Raw genomic sequence first — 18109 nt, 5'->3', positions numbered from 1 at the left:
AACTTTTCATCGCAGCACAGGCTCGGACCTATTACGGCCCTGCTCAGGGAGAGCGTCGCCGTCTCAGAATTCGGATCAAGCAAAGAGCGTCCACAGGGCGTAAGGGGAAGATGCTCGATGACTGCTGAAACACTGACTCCAGAAGACTCCATATTGCCGCTGTCCCAGGCCTTGCTGTTGCCAAGGATCGCGATTGAAAGCACCACGCCCGTCATTGACGGTGGTGAATTTGCAGTGAAGGCCGTGGTGGGCCAGCGCGTCAACGTCACCAGCAAGGTGTTTGCCGACGGCCATGACAAGCTTGCGGTGCTGATCCGCTGGCGCCCGCTGCAGGACGAAAGCTGGCACAGCGTGGTGATGAACGATGTCGGCAACAATGGCTGGGAAGGCGCGTTTACCGTTGACCAGCAAGGCCCGCACGAATACTGCATCGAAGCCTGGATCGACACTTTTGCGAGCTTTTGCTACGAGTTGCGCAAAAAGCATGAGGCCGGTGTACCGGTCAGCCTCGAACTGCAGGAAGGCCGCAGCCTGGTGTTGCAGGCCGCCGAGCGCAGCGACAATGAGTTGCGCGACCGCTTGATGCTGCTGCACCACGAACTGTCGGGCCTGCTGGAAACCGAGCAGGTCGCGCAGTTCCTGCACGAAGACAGTGCGCATTTGATGACCCAGGCCGACCACCGCGCCTACTTGAGCATCAGCACCGTCTACCCGCTCGACGTTGAGCGTGAGGCCGCGCAATTTGCCAGTTGGTATGAGCTGTTTCCGCGCTCGATCACCGACGATCCGGCACGCCATGGCACTTTTAATGACGTACATGCGCGGCTGTCGATGATCCATGACATGGGTTTTGACGTGCTGTATTTTCCGCCGATCCACCCGATCGGGCGCAGCCATCGCAAGGGCAAGAATAACTCACTGACGGCAGGCGCCGATGATCCCGGCAGCCCTTATGCGATCGGTAGCGAGGAGGGCGGCCATGAAGCCATCCACCCGCAGTTGGGCAGCCGCGACGACTTTCGCCGGCTGGTCAAGGCCGCCGCCGAGCATGGCCTGGAAATCGCCCTCGACTTTGCCATCCAGTGCTCCCAGGACCACCCGTGGCTCAAGCAGCATCCAGGCTGGTTCAACTGGCGCCCGGACGGCACGATCAAATACGCCGAAAACCCGCCGAAAAAATACCAGGACATCGTTAACGTCGACTTCTACGCCGCCGACTCGATCCCAAGCCTGTGGACCGAACTGCGCGACATTGTTGTGGGGTGGGTGCAAGAGGGCGTGAAGACCTTTCGCGTGGATAACCCGCACACCAAGCCACTGCCATTCTGGCAATGGCTGATCAGTGACGTGCGCTCCAGGCACCCGGAGGTGATCTTCCTTGCCGAGGCCTTCACCACGCCGGCGATGATGGCGCGCCTGGGCAAGGTCGGTTATTCCCAGAGCTACACCTACTTCACCTGGCGTAACACCAAGGCCGAGTTGAGCGAGTACTTCACGCAGCTGAACGAATCGCCATGGCGCGAGTGCTTCCGGCCGAATTTCTTTGTGAATACCCCGGACATCAACCCAGGGTTTCTGCACGAATCCGGGCGCCCGGGCTTTCTGATTCGCGCCGCGCTGGCCACCATGGGCTCGGGCTTGTGGGGCATGTATTCGGGGTTTGAACTGTGCGAAGCGGCGCCGGTGCCGGGCAAAGAGGAATACCTGGATTCGGAGAAATACGAGATCCGCCCCAGGGACTTCACCGCGCCCGGCAACATCATTGCCGAGATCGCCCAGCTCAACCGCATTCGTCGGCAGAACCCGGCGCTGCAGACGCATCTGGGCTTGAAGCTCTATAACGCCTGGAACGACAACATCCTGTACTTCGGCAAGCGCAGTGACGATGGCAGCAATTTTATCCTGGTGGCGGTCAACCTCGACCCGTTCAACGCCCAAGAGGCCCATTTCGAATTGCCCCTGTGGGAGCTCGGCCTGCCGGACGACGCCCAGACCCAAGGTGAAGACCTGATGAATGGCCATCGCTGGACCTGGTACGGCAAGAACCAGTGGATGCGCATCGAGCCGCAGATGCCATTCGGCATATGGCGTATCACCGTCTCCTGATCGGATGAAGATCAACCTGTGGGAGCGGGCTTGCTGTGGCGAGCAAGCTTGCTTGCGCTGGGGTGCGAAGCGCCCCCAAGAGCGGGCTCCAGCTGCGCTGTCGTACGGGAGCAAGCTCCCTCGCCACAGCAAGCCCGCTCCCACACTGACGGCGTCCAGACCCTAGATTTTTCAGTGTTCCAGGAGTTTCCAATGGCGAAGAAACCCACCCCAGCCACGTTCATCAAAGACCCGCTCTGGTACAAGGACGCGGTGATCTACCAGGTTCATGTCAAATCCTATTTCGATTCCAATAACGACGGTATCGGCGACTTTCCCGGCCTGATCGCCAAGCTCGACTACATCGCCGATCTGGGCGTCAACACCATTTGGCTGCTGCCGTTCTACCCGTCGCCACGTCGTGACGATGGCTATGACATCGCCGAGTACCGTGGTGTGCACAGCGACTACGGGACTATGGCCGACGCCAAACGCTTTATCAGTGAGGCGCACAAACGTGGCCTGCGGGTGATCACTGAACTGGTGATCAACCACACCTCCGACCAGCACCCCTGGTTCCAGCGGGCGCGCAAGGCCAAGCCAGGTTCGGCGGCGCGGGACTTTTACGTGTGGTCCGATGACGACCAGAAGTACGATGGCACGCGCATCATTTTTCTCGACACCGAAAAGTCCAACTGGACCTGGGACCCGGTCGCCGGTCAGTACTTCTGGCACCGTTTCTACTCGCACCAGCCGGATCTGAACTTCGATAACCCGCAAGTCATGAAAGCCGTGCTGTCGGTGATGCGCTACTGGCTGGACATGGGCATTGACGGCCTGCGTCTGGACGCGATTCCCTACCTGATCGAACGCGATGGCACCAACAACGAGAACTTGCCGGAAACCCACGGCGTGCTCAAGCAGATCCGCGCCGAGATCGACGCGCATTACCCCGACCGCATGCTGCTGGCCGAAGCCAACCAGTGGCCGGAAGACACTCAACTGTATTTCGGTGACAAAAAAGGCGACGACGGCGATGAATGCCACATGGCTTTTCACTTCCCGCTGATGCCGCGCATGTACATGGCCCTGGCCCAGGAAGATCGCTTCCCCATTACCGATATTTTGCGCCAGACGCCGGAGATTCCCGCCAACTGCCAGTGGGCAATCTTCCTGCGCAACCACGATGAGCTGACCCTGGAGATGGTCACCGACAAAGAGCGTGACTACCTGTGGAACTACTACGCCGCCGACCGCCGCGCGCGCATCAACCTGGGCATTCGTCGGCGGTTGGCGCCGCTGATGGAGCGTGACCGTCGCCGCGTTGAGCTGCTCAACAGCCTGTTGCTGTCGATGCCCGGCACGCCGACCTTGTACTACGGCGATGAAATTGGCATGGGCGACAACATCTACCTGGGCGACCGCGACGGCGTGCGCACGCCGATGCAATGGTCTATCGACCGTAACGGCGGCTTCTCGCGCGCCGACCCGGCCAGCCTGGTGTTGCCGCCGATCATGGACCCGCAATATGGCTACCTGTCGGTTAACGTCGAAACCCAGGCCCAGGACCCGCATTCGCTGCTGAACTGGACCCGGCGCATGCTGGCAGTGCGTAAACAGTCCAAGGCCTTTGGTCGCGGCAGCCTGAAAATGCTCTCGCCGAGCAACCGCCGCATCCTGGCGTACACCCGCGAGTTCACTGGCGACGATGGTCGCACCGAAATCATCCTGTGTGTGGCCAACGTGTCGCGCAGCGCCCAGGCGGCCGAGCTGGACTTGTCGGCTTTCGCCGGCATGGTGCCGGTGGAAATGCTCGGCGGTAATGCGTTCCCGCCCATCGGCCAGCTGAATTTCCTGCTGACCCTGGCGCCGTATGGCTTCTATTGGTTTGTGCTGGCGGCAGAAAACCAGATGCCCAGCTGGCATGTGGAGCCGGCGCAGAGCATCCCGGATTTCACCACGCTGGTGCTTAAACAACGCATGGAAGAACTACTCGACGAGCCCTGCCGCACCACCCTGGAACACACTTCGCTGCCGGTATGGTTGCCCAAGCGGCGCTGGTTCGCGGGCAAAGACGCGACTATCGAGCGCGTGCAGATCAGCTACGGCGTGCGCTTTGGCGACCCGCAGCACCCAGTGCTGCTCAGCGAAGTCGAGGTAACCAGCGGCGGTCAGGTCAGTCGTTATCAGTTGCCGTTCGGTTTCCTCGCCGAAGACCAGTTCACCAGTGCCTTGCCCCAGCAACTGGCGCTGGCCCGCGTACGCCGGGGCCGCCAGGTCGGTTTGGTGACCGACGCCTTCAGCCTGGAACACTTTATCCGTGCGGTGATCCAGAGTTTGCAGGCGGGCACCGTATTGACCACCGACGAAGGTGACTTGCGCTTTGAAGCTACGCCGCACCTGGCTGCGCTGCAACTGAGCGATGACTCCCAAGTGCGCTATCTGTCTGCCGAACAGTCCAACAGCTCGGTGGTGGTGGGTGAAAGCCTGGTGCTCAAGTTGATCCGCAAAGTCAGTGCCGGGGTACACCCGGAACTGGAAATGAGCGCTTACCTCACGGCCGCCGAATACCCGAATATTTCGCCGTTGCTGGGCTCGATGATTCGTCGCGATGGCGAAGGGCAAGACAACCTGTTGATGATTGCCCAGGGCTATCTGAGCAACCAGGGCGATGCCTGGAGCTGGACCCAGAACAACCTTGAGCGCGCCATTCGCGACGAGTTGGCCGAAGCGATTTCCGAGCAGGAGCAACACTACAACGCCTTGGGCGAACTGCAGGATTTTGCCGGCTTGCTCGGCCAGCGCCTGGGCGAAATGCACGCGGTGCTGGCGGCGAAAACCACCAACAAAGACTTCAAGCCCGAGACCACAACAGCCAAGGACACCCAGGCTTGGGCCAAGGACGTCGGTGCACAGATCGACCGCGCGCTGCACTTGTTAAAACTTCATCAAAGCCAGTTGAACCCCGCCGATCAGGCGCTGGTCAGTGAAATACTGGGGCAGAAAAAAGCGCTTGCCAGCAGCATACAGGCCTTGGCGAAAGCCACGGCGGGCGGCTTGCGGATTCGTGTCCACGGTGACTTGCACCTGGGCCAGGTGCTGGTGGTGAAGGGCGATGCGTATTTGATCGATTTTGAAGGCGAACCTGCGCGCCCTCTGCATGAACGGCGCGGCAAGCACAGCCCGTATAAAGATGTGAGTGGCGTGTTGCGCTCGTTTGATTACGCCGCCGCCATGGCCCTGAATGTGCAAGGTGTGGATCATTCACCGCAAGCGGATACCGCCCGCAAGCGCGTGACTGACCGTTACCTGAGTGAAGCGCGCAGCGCATTTATCCAGGCTTATCATCAGGCTACGTCTACACTGGCGCATGACTGGCAGGATGCCAAAGGCCAGGACGCAGCGCTGACGTTGTTCAGCCTGGAGAAGGCCGCGTACGAAGTGGCTTACGAAGCGGAAAATCGCCCGACCTGGTTGCCGGTGCCCCTGCAAGGGCTGCACGGTTTGCTCAGCGGGCTGCTACCTATATCGAAGACTGCACGCGGTGAGGAGACGTCATGAGTTTTACACAGAGAGAACCGCTGCAAGCGAAGTTGACCGCCATGCCGGCGCCCAAGGATGTAGAAGCGTTGGTGCGCGCGGAACACCCGGACCCGTTTTCTATCCTGGGGCCGCACGATGACGAGCAGGGCGGGCAATTTATCCGCGCGTTCCTGCCCGAAGCCTTGAGCGTCCACGTGTTGGCCCGCGATAGCGGTGAAGCCATCGGAAGCCTGGACGCGACCCAGGTGCCGGGTTTGTTTGTCGGGCAATTATCCACGCGTCAGGGCTACCTGCTGAAGATTCAGTGGGCCGGCGGTGAGCAGATCACCGAAGACCCCTACAGCTTCAGCCAATTGTTGCTGGGTGAGATGGATTTGTACCTGTTTGCCGAAGGCAATCACCGTGACCTCAGCAGTTGCCTGGGGGCACAGGTCACCAGCGTCGACGGCGTGCAAGGCGTGCGCTTTGCGGTGTGGGCGCCAAATGCGCGGCGCGTGTCGGTGGTAGGTGACTTCAACATCTGGGACGGCCGCCGCCATCCGATGCGCCTTCGGCATCCGTCCGGCGTATGGGAGATCTTTATCCCACGCCTGCAAGCGGGCGCAGCCTACAAGTACGAGATTCTTGGTGCCCATGGGATCCTGCCCCTCAAGGCCGATCCTATGGCACTTGCTACCCAACTGCCGCCCGACACTGCCTCGAAAGTCGCCGCGCCGTTGCAGGTCGACTGGCAAGACCATGATTGGATGCAGGCGCGTGCCGACAAGCAGAAGGCCTCGGCGCCCTTGTCGATCTATGAGCTGCATGTGGGTTCGTGGCAGTGTGAACTCGACGAGGCCGGTGAAGTATCGCGCCAATATGGCTGGCGTGAACTGGCCGAGCGCTTGATTCCCTATGTGCAGCAACTGGGCTTTACCCATATCGAGTTGATGCCGATCATGGAACACCCGTTCGGCGGCTCCTGGGGTTACCAGGCGCTGTCGCAGTTTGCGCCGAGCGCACGCTTTGGCTCGCCGGAAGACTTCGGGTTTTTCGTCAACGCCCTGCACCAGGCCGACATCGGCGTGATTCTGGACTGGGTGCCGGCGCATTTCCCCACCGATACCCACGGCCTGGCGCAGTTCGATGGTACGGCGCTGTACGAATATGCTAACCCGCTCGAAGGTTTTCACCAGGACTGGGACACGCTGATCTACAACCTGGGCCGCACCGAAGTGCATGGTTTTATGCTGGCTTCGGCGCTGCATTGGCTCAAACACTTCCATATCGACGGTTTGCGCGTGGATGCCGTGGCCTCAATGCTGTATCGCGATTATTCGCGTAAAGCCGGGGAGTGGGTGCCTAACCGCCATGGCGGTCGCGAGAACCTGGAGGCCATCGACTTCCTGCGCCATCTCAATGATGTAGTGGCGCTGGAAGCGCCGGGCGCGCTGGTGATCGCCGAAGAGTCCACGGCCTGGCCGGGCGTCAGCCAGAGCACCCAGCAGGGCGGCCTGGGCTTCAACTACAAGTGGAACATGGGCTGGATGCACGATTCACTGCATTACATCCAGCAAGACCCGGTGTACCGCGCCCATCATCACAATGAGCTGAGTTTCGGCCTGGTGTATGCGTGGTCCGAGCGTTTTATCCTGCCGATCTCCCACGACGAAGTGGTGCACGGCAAGCATTCGCTGATCGACAAGATGCCTGGTGACCGCTGGCAGAAGTTCGCCAACCTGCGCGCCTACCTGAGCTTTATGTGGATGCACCCCGGCAAGAAGCTGCTGTTTATGGGCTGCGAATTCGGCCAGTGGCGCGAGTGGAACCACGACCAGCAATTGGACTGGTATTTGCTGCAATACCCTGAACACCGCGGCGTGCAGAAACTGGTCGGCGACCTTAACCGCCTGTACCGCGAAGAGCCGGCGCTGCATGAGCAGGACGATGCGCCGCAAGGCTTCCAGTGGTTGATTGGTGACGACGCGATCAACAGCGTCTATGCCTGGCTGCGCTGGAGCAAGGACGGCAAGCCAGTGCTGGTGGTGGCCAACTTCACGCCGGTGCCACGTGAGGGCTATGCGGTGGGTGTGCCGTTTGCCGGACGCTGGAGCGAGGTGATCAACAGCGATGCCGACACCTATGCCGGCTCTAATTATGGCAACGGTGGCGAAGTGTTCACCCAGGAGGAACCGCGCCATGGGCAGCCGGTGTCGCTGTCGCTGAATCTGCCACCTTTGGGTGTGTTGATTCTGCGTCCGGAAGCGCTTTAAAGGCTCTAGCGTGGTGGATTCTGTTGTCCGCGCTAGTGGCAGGGTGCCACAATGGCGCCTTTGTCGTGGCAGTCGAAGCGGGCGTATTTCATGAACGGCCTTGGGCGTGGGCAAGACCCGGATGAACTTATCGAACAGCAGGTGCGAACCGACCGGTTGCACCAGCTGTTTCGCCAATCGTTCTCGGCCATTTTCGGCAGCTACCTGGGCGCCGTCATGCTCTGCTGGCTGTGCTGGAGCCGGTTTGACCACGAGGTCATGCTGGTGTGGCTGGCGGTGCTGGCGGTGACATCGCTGGTGCGCGTCAAGCTGTTCACCGACTGGTTTCGCTGCCCCGACAGCGAGCGCACACCCGAACGCTGGGAGCGCCGCTATTGGGTCACGCTGATGCTGTCAGCCGGCACCTGGGGCCTCGGCGCCCTGGCCGTGATGCCGCCGGATGATCGCGTCTCCCAAGTGCTGGTCATGCTGTTTACCGTGGGCATGTCGGTCAGCGCAGTGTCGTGTTATTCGGCCTATCGCTATATGACTATGGGTTCGATGGCCCTGGTGCTGTTGCCATGTACCCTGTGGTTGCTGTTCCAGCCGGCGCCGATGCAAGTGGGCGTGGCGATTGCAGTGCTGGTGTTCTCGACCTTTGTGGTCAGCGCCACACGCAAGCTCTCGGATGCACTGGAGAAAGCCTTCCGCCTGACCCGGCAAATGGAACGTGCCCACCATATTTCCACGCGTGCGGCGCAGACCGACGAACTCACCGGGTTGATGAACCGCCGGGCGTTCTTCGAGCATGCCCACCTGCTGTATGCGCAATGCCGCCACAACCAGCAGCCGCTAAGCGCGCTGATGCTGGACATGGACCACTTCAAGGACATCAACGACACTTACGGCCACCAAGCCGGTGACCAGGTATTGCGCCAGATTGGCGGGGTGATCAGCGCGTCGTTTCGCCAGGCCGACGTCTATGGTCGGCTCGGTGGTGAAGAATTCGCGGTGTTGCTGCCCAACACCTCGCTGGAGACCGCACGGGACATCGCCGAGCAACTGGTCCTGGCGATTTCGGGCCTGACCTCCGAACCGGTAAAGGGCCTGACCGCCAGCCTCGGTGTGGCCACCACCCGCAGCCTTGATCAGGACTTGCACAGCCTGATGAACAACGCCGACAAAGCGCTGTACCGCGCCAAGGCCATGGGCCGTAATCAGGTGGCCGTCGCGCAGTAGCGCCTCATTCCTTGAGCATCGACCTGGCCAATGCCCGCGCTACTTGGTCGGCGGAGTACGGCTTGGGGAGAAACTCGAAGCCTTCATAGCCGCTGTCAGCCAGTTCTTCGCTGTAGCCCGACGTGAGCACCACCGGCAAATCGGGGCGGCGCTGGCGCAGCAGTTTGCTCATGGCCACGCCGGTCATGCCGGGCATCACCACATCCGAAAAAATCGCGTCAAACGCCATGCCGTCCGGGCCGGCCAGCGCAAGCGCCTGCTCGGCATCGGTGGCCCAGGTGGTCCGGTAGCCCAGGTCCTGCAGGATCTGGTTGGCAAAGCGTCCAACCTCAAGGTTGTCTTCCACGATCAGGATGTGGCGCGCCGCAGTGTCGGACACCGGGCCTTGGTCTTCCTGTACCGAGCAGGCCTGCACTGCCACAGGCTCCGCCTCGGGTAGATACAGGGTAAACACGCTGCCCTGGCCGAGGTTGCTGGTAACGTCGACGTTGCCACCGGACTGTTTGGCAAACCCGAACACCTGGGACAAGCCAAGCCCGGTACCTTTGCCCACCGCCTTGGTGGTAAAGAACGGCTCGAAAATACGCTCGACGGTGTCGACGGCAATGCCGCTGCCAGTATCAGCCAGCGCGATACTCACAAAGGGCTGGCTTGATTCGGCATCGCCACGGATGCGCGGCAGCGTTGCGATGTGGGCGACGCGCAGGGTCAGGGTGCCTTGGCCCTCCATGGCATCGCGGGCATTGAGCGCGATGTTGATCAGCGCGGTTTCAAATTGGCTGGAATCGACGCGCACATGGCACGGTCGCTGCGGCAGTTCCAGCTGCACGCGGATACGCGCACCGGTGAGGCTTTCGAGCATCTCGCCGATGTTCTTGACCCGCAGGCTCACATCGAAGACTTCCGGGTTCAGCGGCTGGCGGCGGGCAAACGCGAGCAATTGGCTGGTCAGTTTGCTGGCGCGCTCGACGGTGTCGGACACGGCGCTCATGTAGCGTTGGCGGCGTTCTTCGGACAACCCCGGCTGGCGCAGAAAGTCCACCGAGGAGCGGATAATGGTCAGCAGGTTGTTGAAATCGTGGGCCACGCCGCCGGTCAACTGGCCGATGGCTTCGAGCTTCTGCGACTGGCGCAACGCGGCTTCGGCCTGGGCCAGTGCCAGGGTGCGTTCTTCGACGCGTTGCTCCAGGGTGGTGTTGAGTTCGGCAAAGGCTGCCAGGCCTTCACGCACATGGGCATCGGCGCGCACGCGCTCGATATGCGCCCAGGAGCGCTCGGTGACTTCGCGCAGCAACGCCAGGTCGTAGCTCGACCACAACCGTGGGAGTTTATCGTGTACCGCCATCAAGGCCGTCAGCCGGCCGTTCTTGATCAAGGGCATGCAGATCGTGGCGCTGACCCCCAGTGCCTGAAAGGACGCCGATTCCTCTGGCGGCAGCTCGCGCAGGTTGTCATGAATCACCAGTGGCTCTCCGGCGCGCAGGCATTTGACCGCGGTCTCGCCAAAGGCCGCCAGGCTGTAGCGGCCGATGATGCTGGGCGAACCGGGTGCCACCCAATTATCGCGAATGGTAAAGCCGTCTTCGTCGGCATCCATATCGGCGTAGGCGCAGTTGCTCACCTGCAGGTGTTCGGCGACCAATTGGGTGGTGCCGGTCAGGATGGTTTCGGCATCGGCGGCATTGGCCACTGTGTGGCTGATGGCATCCAGCACCGCCAGGCGCCGGGCGAGGAATACCGTGGTGGTGGTTTCCGACACGGTGTCGAGAATGCCCACCACCTTGCCCTCGCGGTCACGAATCGGGCTGTAGCAAAAGGTGAAGTACGCCTGGTCCCGCGTGGGGCCGCGTTCAATCACCAGGGGGAAATTTTCGATGTAGGTGGCATGGCCTTGGAAGGCGGCATCGGCAATAGGGCTGATATCCGCCCACACCTCATGCCACACCTCGTTGAACGGGCGCCCCAACGGGTCGGGCTTGGCGCCCAGTATCGGTATGAATGCGTCGTTATAGAGCGTGATCAACTGCGGCCCCCAGACAATCGCCTGGGGAAAGCTCGATGCGAAGCACAGCGCCACGGTGGTCTTGAGCACGTCGGGCCACTGCTCCAGCGGGCCCAGTGGCGTGTTGGCCCAGTCATGCTGGCGAACCCGCTCAGCCATGTCGCTGCTGCTTTGCAGCCAATTCATCATTGCGAGAACACCTTGTTTACCACGGTCTGTCGAGGGCCTGAAGCGGTCAGGCTAACAAGCAACAGACCGGAATGACCGCTACCAGTTCAGCGCGATTATCCCTGAGATGGCAATTTGATGCTCTATCCAAATGAATAGGTCTGCAATCGTGCCTAAAACGCCTATTGCGCGCCGAGAACCCCCGTCCAATAAATACCCGCATCACTTTTGGGGTCCATGGCGTAGGCCGCGCCCAATTCACGAAATTGCGGGTTCATCAGGTTGGCGCAATGCCCGGGGCTGGCGAGCCAGCCGTCCACCACCTTGCGCGGGTTGTCGAGGCCGGCGGCGATGTTTTCGCCGATGTTTTTTGCGATGTACCCGGCCAGTTCCGCACGATCACCAGGCGTGCGGCCGTCATGATCCAGGTGGTCGAAGAAATTGCCATTAGCCATGTTGCGCGAATGGCTGTTGGCGGCGTTGGCCAGGTCATCATTCCACGACAGCGGCGTCGTTGCGGTAAACGCCTGGGTGCCGCATTGGCGCGGTTGCTGGCGGGCAGTGTTGACCAGTTCGAGGAGTTTTTTGCCCTCGGTCTGCCAATCGCCCAGCCCGCTGGTGAGCAGCGGGCGTGCCAGCACGATGCGCCAGTCCTGACCGCTGTTGCTCACGCCGATATCGACAAATTGCGGGTCCAGCACCACGCGGCAAAAGCTTTCGCGCACAGCCTTCATCGCCGCCTGGGCGTCCTTTGGGCCGGAGAGGCTGATGGCCTGCACATTCACCATCGGGTACGCGGCCCGCGCCAGCGCCTGCTGCAAGTCGCCAACATTGGTGGCCGGCAGCACCAGCCGCGTATCGCTGGCCAGCGGTGGCAGTTCCTGGGAACCCTGGTTGCCGCAGCGCTGAACCTGGCTGCGGTATTCGTTGATCTGTTGCACCAACTGACTTTCTTCATTCGCCATCGCGCTGGCGCAGAACACCGAACTGGCGGCCAGCGTCGTCAGACCCATCATCAATGACAGCACGCGCATGGACGTTACCCTTGAGCTTGAAAGTGCCCATGATGCGCGAAGTAACCCGGTTTGGGGCAACGCCTTTTTTGTTTTTTTGCCTCAACGGGTGTTCTGCGGGCAGATCGTGGCGCGGTGGCGGCCCCAGGCGAAAGTGCTGGCGGTGACGATCAGGGCCAACGCCACGGCGAAGGTCAAGTGCAAGCCATGGGCGACACTGAGCGGCGCCGCGTGAGCCACATCGGGGCTGGCCCACGCAAATACCGCGCCCAGTGCCGAGGTGCCGAAAATCAGGCCCAGATTGCGCGACAGATTCAGCAGGCCGGAGACGGTGCCTCGGCGTGTCGGCGCGACGTCGCTCATCACCGCAGTGTTATTGGCCGCTTGAAACAGGCTGTAGCCGGTAGTGAGCAGGATCAGGGCGCCGAGGTAAGCCAGCAGTCCCGCCGCCAACGACAGTGACAGCGCGCCCAGGCCCATCACGCCCAGGCCCGCGAGGGCCATGCGCTGGCTGCCCAGGCGATCGGTGAGGCGGCCCGCCGGCACGCCGGTCAGTGCCGCCACACAAGGGCCGACGGCCATGGCCAGGCCCATCCACGCGGAGTCCAACCCCAGCCCCTGGGACAGGTAGAACGGCCCGACCACGAACGTGGCCATGATCACTGCGGCTACCAGGGCGCTCATTGCCAACCCGGCACGCAGCGACGGGTCTTGCAACGGCTGCCAGAAAGCACCGTCCGCTACGCGGGCGCTGGCCTGGCGATCTGTCGGTAAGTAATAAAAGGCGAGGGCCGCCGCCAACAGACCCAGCGGCACACCGACCGCGAATAACGCGCGCCAGCCCCACAGGCTCAGCAACACCCCGCCGACACTGGGGCCCATGGCGGTGCCGACTGCCGACATCGTGCCCAACAAACCCATCACCTGTCCGGTGCGCGCCTTGGTTACCGTGTCGCCGACCAGGCCGAGGGTCATCGCCATCATGCTGGCGGCGCCGAACCCTTGCAGGGCGCGCGCGGCAATCAGCCAGTCAAGCGATGGGGCCGCCGCGCACAGTGCGCACGCCACCGCGAACAGCAGCAAGCCGGCGAGCAAAGCGCGCTTGCGCCCGAAGCGATCGCCCAGGCGACCTGCGCCGATAATCACCGCCGTGATCGCCAGCAGGTAGGCGAGCACGACCCACTGCACGGCATGGAAGGATGCATCAAATGCCTTGGCCAGGCTGGGCAGGCCGACATTGGCGATGCTGGTGCCCAAGGACGCCAGCAACATGGAGAGCGACAAACTGACGAGCGCGGCGCGTGAAGAGCTGTGCATGGACGATTCCTTGAGTGAAGGCAACTGACACAACTCTACGGCGTGGCCTAATATGGCGGAAGACGCATGGGTTGCAGCTAATACCTGCATCAAACGCCTGATAAGGAACACGTATGCCCGACCTGAATTTGCTCATTACCCTGGATACGTTGCTCAGCGAGGGCAGTGTCGCCGCTGCCGCCAGGCGCCTGCGCCTGAGCCCTTCGGCCATGAGCCGCGCGCTGGCACGCCTGCGTGAAACCACCGGTGACCCCTTGCTGGTGCGCGCCGGGCGCGGGCTGGTGCCGACACCGCGCGCCGTCGAACTGCGTGAACAGGTCAGCCGTTTGGTTCAAGAGGCCCAGGCGGTGCTGCGCCCGGCGCAAGCGTTGGACATGGGGCAGGTGGTACGCACGTTCACGCTGCGCTCCAGCGAGGAGTTTGTCGAAAACCTCGGCCCGGCGTTGCTTGCGCGTATAGCCCAGCAAGCGCCGGGCGTGCGCCTGCGTTTTGTCGACAAGAGCGACAAGGACTCGGCGCTGCTGCGCGAGGGCAGTATTGACCTGTCGATAGGCGTGGTCGACGCCAGCGCCAGCCCCGAATTGCTGACCCAGGCGCTGTTCCGTGACCGGCTGATCGGTGTGGTCCGCAGCGGCCATCCGCTGAGCCAGGGTGACGTCAGCGCCGAGCGTTTTGCCCAGGGCCGGCATGTCTACGTGTCCCGCCGTGGGCTTGACCGTGGCCAGGTCGACGACGCCCTGCAAGCCCAAGGCCTGACGCGGGACATCAGCACCATCGTCGCCGGCTTTGCCACCGCCATCGCCCTGGCCCGCGACACCGACCTGATCGCCAGCGTGCCCGAACGCTACACCGCCCATCAGCGCGACGGGCTGCACAGCTTCGCACTGCCGATCGTCGTCCCGCCGTTCACCGTGGCCATGCTCTGGCACCCACGCCTGGATGCCGATGTGGCCCACCGCTGGTTGCGCGGCTGTTTGCGCGAGGTGTGCGGGCAGCAGGTACAATCACCGCTGCCTTGACGCTAAACCCAGGAATTTGCATGTTCAGCCTTACCCGCTACACCACCGCGTGCCCCGAGCCGATCAACAGCCAGATCCTGCAGATGGTGGTGGACAACCTCACCGACATCAGCAGTGTCGCGTTGCCGCCGAGCAACCTGCTCTACAACATCTATCAATATGCCGTCGGTTATGAGGTGCACCTGTACCTTGAAGCGCTGAACGGCGCCAAGGGCATCGCGGTTGAACTGGTGGTGGCGATGCAGGAAGAACAGGTGATCGGCTTTTGCCTGTACTTGCCTGTCAAGGACGACCCGCACGCTTGTGGCATCGCCTTCATGGCGGTGCAGGCCGGGCACCGGCGCCAGGGCGTGGCCCGCGCCATGCTTGGCGAGGTGCTGGCGCATTATCCCCATGCAGAGCTGGCCTGCTCAGTGGAAAAAGTGCCAGCGTTTGAAGCGATGGGCTTTCAGCTGCGTGGCGCACGGGACACACAAGTGTTGATGAACACGCGCGATTACGGCACCGACGGCTTGATGGGCGTGCTGGACGTGGCTGCGATCTACAGCTCACTGGAGGTGCGGCAGATTCATACGTACTTGCTGCAAAAACACGGCAAGCGCGCGATGGTTGATGCCGAGAAGCAGCGGGATCGGCACTTGGATCAGTTGGGGCGTAAGGTGCGGTTGTTTGTGAATCAGCACCTGTCCTGAGTGTTAAAAATCTTCCTTGGGTTTAGAGGGGGTTGTGTGTATATCCGTTGCTGCGGTAACGGCTGATATTGGTTCCGCTCTTACAGCCATCCCTTTCAAGGTCCGCGTTTAAAAGCCGTTTAAAACCATGTTCAAGTTTGTTTATTCGACTTGGCAGCCTTAAGTACCCGAGCTGTTGAGAAATGTTTCTGCGCGGCCTTACCTTCCAGCCACTCCTTGGGTTTGGCGACTTTGGGACCGCGAGGGCTTTTCGCGACGGCCTTGGGGTTGATCAACCTCGCCAGGGCCAACAGCCGTTCTGCCAGCCCCTGCGAGGTTTTTTCAAGAGGGAAATTTTCCGCAGGCAATGCGATCTGCATTCCCTGATAATCACTGCGAACATGCACCGCCAAATGGAAAATCGAAACTTCCCAACCCTCTGGCTGCGTTTCTCGGTGCGCCTGCTCAACGCTACGCTTGAGAACCGACAAAACGTTGTAAGCCAGCACCGCCGAAGCAAAGCCCAGTAGAGCTGCTTTGGGACTGCCAAGGCTTTTAATTTCACTTTCCAGCGCCGACTCAAGGCGTTGGAACATCCCTTCAATATTCCAGCGGCGACGATATAAATCAGCTATTTGGCAAGCACTGACAGTGTCTGGCAGGTTGCTCCAAAACCACATTACCAAATCACCTGAGTCATTCGCCGTTTGCAGGCTCAACTCAACACGCCGCCAGCGGCGACCACCTTTTACCTCGATGATTTGTTCGCGAACGGCTCCGCTGTCGACGGTTCCTGCCTCCTGCCAATCACCTTCTTGCATAAGGCGTGGATGCTTGCTGTGTTGACGAACGATGAACGAAGCCCCGGTGTCTTCGCAGGCTTGCAGGACGGGCAAGGTGCAATAGAGGCGATCAGCCATCCACAGCTGGCCCTTGCTTGCACGGGTCAGCAGCGGCAGAACACTGACTCGCTCGCTGGCGTAGGCGTCTTCCCACGGTTGAAGATCAACGACCAAGTCCAAATCAGGGTCGTAGACCACCACAGAAAACCCTGGACGAGCCGCACCTCGCTCAGTGCGCAAAGGGCCAAGACGCTTTTGCGTGGCTGGCAGGTGATTGCCATCGACAATGCGCAATTGCCAACCGGGCAGAGTCGATGAGTGGCCGAGCGTTTTTATTGTGGGCTCTAAACGCTCTGCGCTGCCTGAAATCAGGGCTCGAAGCAACTCGGGTTCGGTTCGTTTGATCTTGTCATAGACTGCGGCGAGGCTGACTGAAAGCCCCTCCATTTTACGAGCTGCTGCATGTAAGGATGGCCTCAAGCCCAATGAAACCAGGGACATCAGCTCAACAACGGTTGAAAACAAAAGCTCACGTGAATACTGACGTTGGCGGTATTCATCGAACACCTTGTCGACCCACTCAGCAGCTACCGCCTGCTCCAGTACCAGCTTCGTCATGACACTGGCCGGCGCATGTTTTTCAAACCGCTCTAGAACCTTTTCCCACATCGTTTCGTCATCCTGACTAAAGTATTTGAGGATATTTTAAACCAAGACCTTGAAAGGCATGGCTCTTACAGCGGGTCACTTTTGGCAAACGCCCCAAAAGTAACCAAAAGGTCTGTGCCCCACCACTCGGTGCCTCGCTTAGGCTCGGCATGCCCTCACTCCGGCTTGAATCCGTGGGCCGCCGCGATGTGCCATCCTTGGCCCAGCGCGGCTAACCCGGCGTCCTGCCGGGTTACCCACGGATTCAAGCCTGCGTTCGGCCAGCGTGGTTAACGGGGCGTCTCAGATCAAGATCAAGATCTACAGCACGGCGGCCTGAAAGCCGACCTGAGTGGTTGAAGCAAGAGCCAGATCAAGTGCAAGGCAAAAGCCTATCTGAATACACTGAAGAACTGCTTTTCTGTGGGAGCTGGCTTGCCTGCGATGCAGACACCTGGGTACATCAGGCACACCGAGTTGATGCCATCGCAGGCAAGCCAGCTCCCACCTTTGACAGAGTAGGGCTCTGCTGTTGCTGTTGCTGTTGCTCTGGCCCTTACATCCTTTTCGATGACGAAGTCAGCGGTCTTTTGATCTGCGCTTTTGATCTTGATCTGAAATCGCCCCGTCAAACACGATGGCCGGAATTCGACAGGGATTTGGGGGGTAAACCGGCAGGACGCCGGTTTAGCCGCGCTGGGCCAAGGATGGCCCATCGCGGCGGCCCCCCAAATCACTGGCGGATTGCGGGCATGCCGAGCCATAGCGAGGCACCGAGTGTTGGGGCGAAGACCTTTTGCTTACTTTTGGGTCTTTCCAAAAGTGAGCCGCTGTAAGAGCGGAACCAATAGCCGCCGTTACAAAAATAACGGATATGTACACAGCCCAGCCCTTATGGCTTAGCGACGTTCCAGTTGCCACCCACGCCGTCGCCGGTGATGTCGCCAGGCTTGGCGTCCTTGACCCAGGTATACAGCGCCTGGCCTTTGTAGGCCCACTGCTTGCTGCCGTCGTCGCGGCTGATCACGCTGTAGCCGTCGGCATCTTTCGCCGAGGCGGCGGCCGTGAACGCTGGCCAGTTGGCCAGGCACTGGCCTGTGCACACCGACTTGCCGGCGCTGTCTTTGGCGAAGGTGTAGAGGGTCATCCCTTGGCTGTCCACCAGCACTTTGCCCTTGGCACTGTCGGCCACCTTGGCCGGGGCGGCGAAGGCCATGGACGAAGTGCAGGCGAGGAGGGCAGCGGCGGCGAGGAAAGATTTTTTCAGCATGACTAGCTCCTGGGTTTTTCTGGTTTTGAGAAGGTGTACCCAGGTAAACACCCGTCGCGGC

General features: G+C 61.0%; 11 protein-coding genes. 6 read left to right on the top strand and 5 right to left on the bottom strand.

From position 1 onward, the window contains the following. The first annotated feature begins 117 nt into the window (after positions 1-117). From ACTD9P_RS07955 to ACTD9P_RS07940, 4 genes are all read left to right on the top strand, one after another. Complete coding sequence (locus ACTD9P_RS07955; RefSeq protein WP_438867272.1) at positions 118-2106, top strand: alpha-1,4-glucan--maltose-1-phosphate maltosyltransferase; 1989 nt, start codon at positions 118-120, stop codon at positions 2104-2106. Positions 2107-2298: 192 nt separating this feature from the next. Further along, positions 2299-5646 (top strand): maltose alpha-D-glucosyltransferase, encoded by a 3348-nt coding sequence (gene treS / locus ACTD9P_RS07950; RefSeq protein WP_438867271.1) that lies wholly within the window; start codon positions 2299-2301, stop codon positions 5644-5646. Beyond that, a complete protein-coding gene (gene glgB / locus ACTD9P_RS07945) occupies positions 5643-7880 on the top strand; it encodes a 1,4-alpha-glucan branching protein GlgB (RefSeq protein WP_438867270.1) in 2238 nt (745 codons plus the stop codon). Before treS ends, glgB begins: the two co-directional genes overlap by 4 nt. Before the next feature lie 51 nt (positions 7881-7931). Beyond that, a complete protein-coding gene (locus ACTD9P_RS07940) occupies positions 7932-9098 on the top strand; it encodes a GGDEF domain-containing protein (RefSeq protein WP_438867269.1) in 1167 nt (388 codons plus the stop codon). A gap of 4 nt (positions 9099-9102) precedes the next feature. Here ACTD9P_RS07940 and ACTD9P_RS07935 read toward each other — a convergent pair whose 3' ends face one another. From ACTD9P_RS07935 to ACTD9P_RS07925, 3 genes are all read right to left on the bottom strand, one after another. After that, complete coding sequence (locus tag ACTD9P_RS07935) at positions 9103-11289, bottom strand: GAF domain-containing hybrid sensor histidine kinase/response regulator (RefSeq protein ID WP_438867268.1); 2187 nt, start codon at positions 11287-11289, stop codon at positions 9103-9105. Positions 11290-11450: 161 nt separating this feature from the next. Continuing rightward, positions 11451-12302 (bottom strand): CAP domain-containing protein, encoded by an 852-nt coding sequence (locus ACTD9P_RS07930; protein WP_438867267.1) that lies wholly within the window; start codon positions 12300-12302, stop codon positions 11451-11453. An 81-nt stretch (positions 12303-12383) separates the two neighbouring features. After that, entirely contained in the window at positions 12384-13598 is a 1215-nt protein-coding gene (locus ACTD9P_RS07925; protein WP_438867266.1) for an MFS transporter, read from the bottom strand. A 113-nt stretch (positions 13599-13711) separates the two neighbouring features. Between ACTD9P_RS07925 and ACTD9P_RS07920 the strand changes: the two genes are divergently transcribed. Both ACTD9P_RS07920 and ACTD9P_RS07915 read left to right on the top strand, forming a co-directional pair. After that, positions 13712-14617: a LysR family transcriptional regulator gene (locus ACTD9P_RS07920; protein ID WP_438867265.1), complete on the top strand. Its 906-nt coding sequence runs from the start codon at positions 13712-13714 to the stop codon at positions 14615-14617. Positions 14618-14637: 20 nt separating this feature from the next. After that, entirely contained in the window at positions 14638-15309 is a 672-nt protein-coding gene (locus ACTD9P_RS07915) for a GNAT family N-acetyltransferase (protein WP_438867264.1), read from the top strand. 131 nt (positions 15310-15440) lie between these two features. Here the strand turns inward: ACTD9P_RS07915 and ACTD9P_RS07910 are convergent, their stop codons facing one another. Both ACTD9P_RS07910 and ACTD9P_RS07905 read right to left on the bottom strand, forming a co-directional pair. Further along, positions 15441-16748 carry an IS4 family transposase gene (locus ACTD9P_RS07910; RefSeq protein ID WP_438867298.1) on the bottom strand — a complete coding sequence of 436 codons (1308 nt, stop codon included), beginning with the start codon at positions 16746-16748 and terminating at the stop codon, positions 15441-15443. A 922-nt stretch (positions 16749-17670) separates the two neighbouring features. Next, the gene (locus tag ACTD9P_RS07905; protein ID WP_438867263.1) at positions 17671-18048 is read right to left on the bottom strand and encodes a COG4315 family predicted lipoprotein; all 378 of its coding nucleotides are present in this window, start codon (positions 18046-18048) and stop codon (positions 17671-17673) included. Between the last annotated feature and the right edge of the window lie 61 nt (positions 18049-18109).

This window comes from Pseudomonas onubensis, from assembly GCF_965653655.1.
Taxonomy (GTDB): domain Bacteria; phylum Pseudomonadota; class Gammaproteobacteria; order Pseudomonadales; family Pseudomonadaceae; genus Aquipseudomonas.
Note: the sequence above shows the minus strand (reverse complement) of the source record. Positions and strands in the feature narration are given on the sequence as shown.